Annotated in this window: 7 protein-coding genes; 2 read left to right on the forward strand and 5 right to left on the reverse strand. The window is 76.1% G+C overall.

Annotation, left to right across the window (positions count from 1 at the left end; translation table 11 throughout):
• Nucleotides 1–31: 31 nt before the first annotated feature.
• Together ABWI07_RS40800 and ABWI07_RS40805 are read right to left on the reverse strand one after the other, a co-directional pair.
• Nucleotides 32–967, reverse strand: coding sequence for a threonine ammonia-lyase (locus tag ABWI07_RS40800; protein ID WP_353821813.1), 936 nt, complete (start codon nt 965–967; stop codon nt 32–34).
• Nucleotides 964–1,197 (reverse strand): hypothetical protein, encoded by a 234-nt coding sequence (locus ABWI07_RS40805; protein ID WP_200842328.1) that lies wholly within the window; start codon nt 1,195–1,197, stop codon nt 964–966. The genes ABWI07_RS40800 and ABWI07_RS40805 overlap by 4 nt, the downstream gene beginning before the upstream one ends.
• An 18-nt stretch (nt 1,198–1,215) precedes the next feature.
• On the opposite strand from ABWI07_RS40805, the gene ABWI07_RS40810 reads away from it, so the two are divergent.
• Entirely contained in the window at nt 1,216–1,854 is a 639-nt protein-coding gene (locus ABWI07_RS40810) for a hypothetical protein (protein ID WP_353821814.1), read from the forward strand.
• On the opposite strand, the gene ABWI07_RS40815 is transcribed toward ABWI07_RS40810, so the two are convergent.
• From ABWI07_RS40815 to ABWI07_RS40825, 3 genes are read right to left on the reverse strand one after another with little or no spacing between them, the layout of a single operon-like run.
• Nucleotides 1,835–4,081, reverse strand: a complete 2,247-nt coding sequence (locus ABWI07_RS40815; RefSeq protein ID WP_353821815.1) for a transglutaminase TgpA family protein — start codon at nt 4,079–4,081, stop codon at nt 1,835–1,837. The genes ABWI07_RS40810 and ABWI07_RS40815 overlap by 20 nt on opposite strands.
• Nucleotides 4,078–5,208, reverse strand: a complete 1,131-nt coding sequence (locus ABWI07_RS40820) for a DUF58 domain-containing protein (RefSeq protein ID WP_353821816.1) — start codon at nt 5,206–5,208, stop codon at nt 4,078–4,080. The genes ABWI07_RS40815 and ABWI07_RS40820 overlap by 4 nt, the downstream gene beginning before the upstream one ends.
• A gap of 1 nt (nt 5,209) precedes the next feature.
• The gene (locus ABWI07_RS40825; protein ID WP_353821817.1) at nt 5,210–6,193 is read right to left on the reverse strand and encodes an AAA family ATPase; all 984 of its coding nucleotides are present in this window, start codon (nt 6,191–6,193) and stop codon (nt 5,210–5,212) included.
• A 167-nt stretch (nt 6,194–6,360) separates the two neighbouring features.
• Here ABWI07_RS40825 and ABWI07_RS40830 point away from each other — a divergent pair.
• Nucleotides 6,361–6,473: helix-turn-helix domain-containing protein (locus ABWI07_RS40830; protein ID WP_353821818.1), on the forward strand; the 113-nt coding region annotated here is incomplete at its 3' end.

Genomic DNA, 6,473 nt, shown 5'->3' on the forward strand with positions numbered 1-6,473 from the left:
CCGGCGCCGGGGTTCGCGGGAACGCCGCCGCTCAGTGCCCGCCGAGGGCGGCGATGTACGCGGGAACGGTGATGTTGCGGCCGGAGACGACCACCACGGGGCGTCCGGTGAACTCGACCTTCCCGGCGAGGACGGCGGCGACCGCCGCCGCGCCCGCGCCCTCGGCGACGAGCCCGTGCTCGTGGAACAGCCAGCGCAGCGCCGTCCGGATCTGCTCGTCGGTGACGGACGTCAGCTCGGCCGTGCCGCCGATCACCTCCGGGGTGACGCAGCCGGGTTCGAGGTTGCCGGGCAGGCCGTCGGCGAACGTCTCGCCGACCTCGACCTCGACCACGCGGCCGGCCGCCACCGACGCCGACACGCCCCGCGACACCGCCGACTCCACGCCCACGATCCGCACGTCGCCGCGCTCGCGCGCCCACAGGCACAGGCCGGCGACCAGCCCGCCGCCGCCGACCGGCGCGACGACCGTGAGCGGGCCCTCCGCCTGCCGGTCGAGTTCGCGCCCGATGGTGCCCTGCCCCGCGATGACCGCCGGGTCGTTGTAGGGCGAGACGTAGTGGCCGGGCAGCGTCATGGCGTACGCCTCGGCCTCGTCGTAGGTCGTCCCGTGCAGGACGAGCCGCACCGGGAACGCGCCGATCCGGTCGACCTTGACCTGCGACGCCCGGGTGGAGACCACGACGGTGACGTCCGCGCCCGCCTTCGCGGCGGCGTACCCCATGCCGAGCCCGTGGTTGCCCGCGCTCGCCGTGACGGCCGGCTCCCCCGGCGGGAGCGCGGCGACGGCCGCGAGCGCGCCCCGCACCTTGAACGCGCCGATCGGCTGGAACGTCTCCAGCTTCAGCAGCGCGCCGGGCGCCAGGCCCGACGGGACCAGCGGCGTGGGCGCGAGCTCGGCGGACACGGCCCGCCAGGCGCGGTCGAGGTCGTCCGGGCCGGGCGGGCGGACGGCGCGCACCGTCATGACCGCTCCCCCTGCGGCTCCTCCAGCCGCTCGTGGAGGCGCTCCCGGATCTCCTCGGGCGTGTAGGCCCGGCGGCGGCGCTCGGACCGCACGATCACGGCCCCGGTCGCGGCGACGCCGATGAACCCGGCGACGCCCAGCGCCTTCCAGAGGTTCGGCGCCTTCCAGAGGTCGGACGCCTTCACCAGACGGGCTGCTTTCCCCAGGGCGGACCCTCTCGACGTGCGCATACGGCTACCGTAGCGATCATGTCGGGTACGAGCATCTCCCTCGCCGAGGCCGTCGAGCTGACCCGCACCGGGGACGTGTGGCTGTTCCGCGGCCGGACGGTCGCCGACCGCGCCATCCAGATGACGACCAACAGCCCCGTCAACCACGTCGGCATGGCGGTGGTGATCGACGACCTGCCGCCGCTGATGTGGCACGCGGAGCTCGGCCGCTCGCTGCGGGACATGTGGACGGGCGGGCACCACCGCGGCGCGCAGCTGCACGACCTGCGCGACGCGGTGCTGGCCTGGGGGAACCGCTACGGGCAGCGGGCCTGGCTGCGGCAGCTCGAACCGCCGCCGACGCGGGCGGTGGAGGACGCGGCGCTGCGCGCGGTGGCGCGGCTGGACGGCACGCCGTTCCCCTCGACGTCGAAGCTGGCGACGCGGTGGCTGCGCGGGCGGGTGCCGATCCGGCGGCCGGCCGAGCGGGACGCGAACCTGGAGACGGCGTTCTGCGCCGAGATCGTCGCGGTGACCTACCAGTCGATGGGGCTGCTGCCGAAGGGGCGCCGCCCGAACTGGTTCGACCCGGGCCGGTTCTGGAGCGGCGACGACCTGGAGCTGGAGACGGGCGCGGTGCTCGGCGGCGAGATCGCGGTCAGCGTGCCCGCGTCCTGACGGTCCGCTCGGGCCGCGGAGAGTCCTCCCGCGGCGACCCGTCCCGCAGCGCACTGTCCCGCTGCGCCCCGTCCCGCAGGGACCGGGGGTGCAGGCGGCGCCGGAGCCGACGCAGCCGCCCCGCCCTGGCGGTGACGAGGCGGCCGAGCTCGTCGGTGTGCCGCCAGGCCCGGTCGGCGGCGGCCTCGTCCGGCCGGGACGCGGCGAAGCGGCTGCGGTTGACGAGGTCGGCGAGCGGCCCGAGATGGCCGTGGGCGTCGTCGCCGACGGCGGACGCGCCGAAGCGGGCGACCTCGTGCGCGGTCAGCGTCCTGGCCGTGGCCAGGCCGACGTCGGCGAGGTGGTCGAGCGCCTGGTGCCAGGCGCCGGTGATGCGGGCGGCGGGCGGTCCGGCCCGGCGGCGCCGCCTCCGCAGCGCGGGGGCGAGGAGGACGGCGCACAGGTAGCCGAGGACGAGCGCGCCCACCGCCGTCGACGCGAACACCCACCACGGGGTGGGCGGGTCAGCGGCGGCGGGCGCCTTCCGCGGGCCCTTCTGCGGCGTGTCGCCCGGTCCTTGGCCGCGCTGCTGCGAGGCCGCGTTCTTCTGCGCCTGCTCCAGCTTCTGCTCGGTCTCCCCCGCCGCGACGGAGTCGTTGTTCTTGGACCGGCGCGCGCTGTCGGGGAGCGGGTTGAACCGGATCCAGCCGAGCCGCTCGAACTTGATCTCGGGCCACACCATCACGTCCCCGGAGCGGACCTGGACGGTGTCGCCCGCGCGGGCGCCGCCGTCGAAGCCCACGATGACGCGGGACGGCAGGCCGAGCGTCCGGGCCAGCAGGGCGTAGGCGGTCGCGAAGTGCTCGGGCGTGCCGCGCCTGCCCTCGCCCAGGAAGTAGTCGAGCTGCCGGTAGCTGTGGCCGGGCGGTGCGGTGACGTCGTACCGGGCGTAGCGCTTGAGGTACTCGGCGAGCATCGCGGCCTTCTGGATGGGCGACACCGCGCCCCGCGTCGCGGCCTGGGCGAACCTGCGGAACTCGGCGAGTTGGACGGGCGGCTCCTTCGCACCCGGCCCCCACGGCAGGTCGCGCGCCGCCCTCGCCTCGGCGTCGACCGCCACCTCCGCTCCGGCGAGGTCGTCGGCGGTCCACTCGGGGACGACGGACTCGACGCGGTAGGTCTGCCCGGGGCGCAGCGGCTGCGCGGCGGCGAGCGCGCCGCTGGCGGGGTCGACGACGACGGGGAGCCCCGCGACCTCCCGCGGCCGGTCGGCGGCGGGCACCCACACGCCCGGCAGGTCGCGGATCGTGATGTGCTGCGCGACCTCGTGCTCGCGGTCCGGGTCCGGCCCCTGCGGCACGCGGCTCCCGGTCGGGACGAACCGCGCCGTGGACGACCACGTCACCCCGTCGAACCGGTCCAGCACGGCGAGCCGCTCGATCTCGCCGCGCCGCGCCCGGACCGTGAACATCACCTGGTCGGGGCTGAGCAGCCAGCCGCCGACGCGGTCCAGCGGGCTGACGCTGTCGCGCTGCTGCGGCGGCGGCGCCTGCACCTGCTCGCGCGGGTTGTACGGCTCCGCGCTGACGGGGACGACGGGACCGGCGGCGAAGGCCAGCGCCCCGAGGACGGCCGCGGCGGGCACGCCGATCGCGAGGGGCCGCCACGCGGCGCCCGCGCCCGGACCGTCCGCGCGGACGAGGACGAGCACGGCGATGAGCACGACGGTCGCGGCGGCGAGCGGCAGGTTGGACCCGGGCCCGTCCACCCCGAGCAGCAGCGCGACCGCCCACACGCCGAGGGCGGGCACGCAGGGCAGGGCGCGCAGCGGCGTGCGCAGCGCCAGCTCCGCCGCCGCGAAAGCCGCCAGCCACACCACCACGTGGACCAGGACGAGGTACTCCGGTTTCGCGGGGGCGGGCAGCAGCGTGGTCAGGATCGACTTCCACGAGCCGAGCACGCCCTCGCGCACCGCCTGCGGCAGCGTCCCGTCGCCGAGGGCGGTGCGCAGGACGGTGACCGAGACCGCCCCCGCCCAGGCCACTACCGTCAGCACCAGCGAGATCCACAGCGGCCACGGGCCCTTGTCCTTGCGCGGCCCCGACAGCAGCCCGCACAGCAGGGTCGGCACGACCGCCGCGACGGCGGCGACGGGAACGACCGGCCCGAGCCCGAAGACCCGCTGGAACGCCAGCCCGGCGACCGCGACCAGGCACGCCGTCACCGCGATCGAGGCGTACCGCGTCACCGCGCGCTCCCCAGCCGCCGCCACGCCTCCGCGAGCGCGTCCAGGTCGGCGAAGTCGGCGACCTGGACGCCGGGCGGCGCCGCGGCGGGCGCGGACGGCCTGACCCGCAGCACGACGATCCGGTCGAAGCGGCCGCGGACGGCCGCGACGCGCCCGAGCTCGGCGTCGTCCGGGGTGATGACGACGAGGGAGCCGCCCGCGCGCACGCGGCGGACCGCGTCCACGGCCGAGCGCGCCCCCTCCTGCGTCTGGACGGAGGTGAGCCGGTCGAGGAGGACCTCCACGTCGTCCGGCCCGCCCCGCGTGTCGGCCACCTGGCCGTCGCCGGTCAGGATCCGGACGGGGAAGCTCGCCGACGCCGCGCCGACCGCGACCGACGCCGCCGCGTCCACGGCCAGCTCGAAGTCGTCGGGCTCCGGCCACGAACCGGGGCGCGCCTCCAGCACGACCGTCGTCGTCGGCAGGCTGGCGTCCACGAGCTGGCGGACCATCAGCGTCCCGGTGCGGGCCGACGACTTCCAGTGGATGTGGCGCAGTTCATCGCCGATGACGTACTCGCGCAGCGCGTGGAACGTCGCCGTCCCCGCCGGGGACCGGTCGCTGGTCGGGCCCTCCAGGTGGTGGGCGCGGCCGGACGGCAGCAGCCCCAGCCGCACCGTCCTCGGCCGGACGAGCAGGATCTGCGGCGTGCCGTACTCCCGGACCCGCCGGGCCAGCCGGAGCGGGTCGGCGCGCACCAGCCGCAGCGGCCCCACCGGGATCTCGCCGCGCCGGGCCGTCGGCAGCCGGTAGGTCACGGTGCGCGTGCCGCCGGACCGCAGCCGCGGGACGTCGACCGCCACCGGGGTCGCCCCCGCCGCGTCCTCGGCGCTGAGCCCGCGGACGCCGCGCCCCTTGTTCGTCACGTGCAGGACGCCGACCGCGGGCCGGCCGCGCTCCACCCGCGTCGGCGCGATCTCCCGGCGGACCTCCAGCTTCGGGCGCGGCAGCGTCCACAGCGCCGCCGCCCCCACGGCGGCGAGCCCGGCGACGGCCAGCACGGCGGGCTCGGGGTAGCCGAGCCACCAGCCCGCCGCGTACAGCGGGACCGAGGCGGCCGCCGTCCCCCACCCGAGCGGCGTCAGCACGTCACACCCCGGCGGCCTGCGGCGTCGGCACGCCGCCCAGCGCCTCGGCGACCACGTCGGCGCCCGAGCGCCCGCGCAGCTCGGCCTCCGGCGTGACGATCAGCCGGTGCGCGATGACCGGGACCGCCAGCGCCTTCACGTCCTCCGGGACGATGTAGGAGCGCCCGGCCGCCGCCGCCCGCACCCGCGCGGCGCGCAGCAGCGCGATGCTGGCCCGCGGGCTCGCGCCGAGCCGCAGGTCGGGGTGCCCGCGGGTGGCCGAGACGACCCGCACGAGGTAGTCGTGCAGCGGCGGCGCGACGTGCAGCCGCTGCGCGAAGTCGATCATGCGGGCGAGGTCCTCGCGGCCCATCAACGGCGGCATCTGGTCGAGCATCGCCCCGGTCGGGGCCCCGGCGAGCAGCGCGACCTCGGCCTGGTGGTCGGGGTAGCCCATGGAGATCCGCATCAGGAACCGGTCGAGCTGCGCCTCAGGCAGCGGGTAGGTGCCGTCCATGTCGACCGGGTTCTGCGTGGCGATCACCATGAACGGGCGCGGCACCGGATGCGGCACCCCGTCGACCGTGACCCGGCGCTCCTCCATGACCTCCAGCAGCGCCGACTGCGTCTTGGGCGAGCCGCGGTTGATCTCGTCGGCGACGACCAGGTTCGCGAAGATCGGGCCGGGGTGGAACTCGAACGCGCTCGTCCCCTGGTTGAAGATCGACACACCGGTGATGTCGCTCGGCAGCAGGTCGGGCGTGAACTGGATGCGCGCCCACTTGGCCTCCACGGACGCCGAAATCGCCCGCGCCAGGGTCGTCTTGCCGACGCCCGGGACGTCCTCGACGAGGAGGTGCCCCTCGGCCAGCAGGCAGATCAGCGCCAGCTCGACCTTCTCCCGCTTGCCGCGCACGACCCGCTCGATGTTGCCCGCCAGCGCCGCGAACATCTGCGCGAACCGCCCGGCCAGCGCGTCCGCGTCCATTCCGGGGTTCTCAGTCATCAGGTCTCCTTAGTGGACATCCCGTCCTTTGGGGCGGGGAGGAGACGAAGCTCCTGCGGGGAAGGGCGGGGAAAGCCGGTTCGCCGCCAGGGTGGACCGGCGTCCATCTCCGACTGCCTGCGCTCCGCTGCGAACTGGGGGAACATGTGAGCCGTGAGGCCACCCCCGTGAAGCGGGCGTTCAAGTACCGCTTCTATCCGACCGATGCGCAGGCGGCAGAGCTGTCGCGCACGTTCGGGTGCGTGCGGAAGGTCTACAACCTGGCCCTGGCGGCACGTAC

The sequence above is a fragment of the Actinomadura sp. NPDC000600 genome, assembly GCF_040492135.1.
Classification (GTDB): domain Bacteria; phylum Actinomycetota; class Actinomycetes; order Streptosporangiales; family Streptosporangiaceae; genus Spirillospora.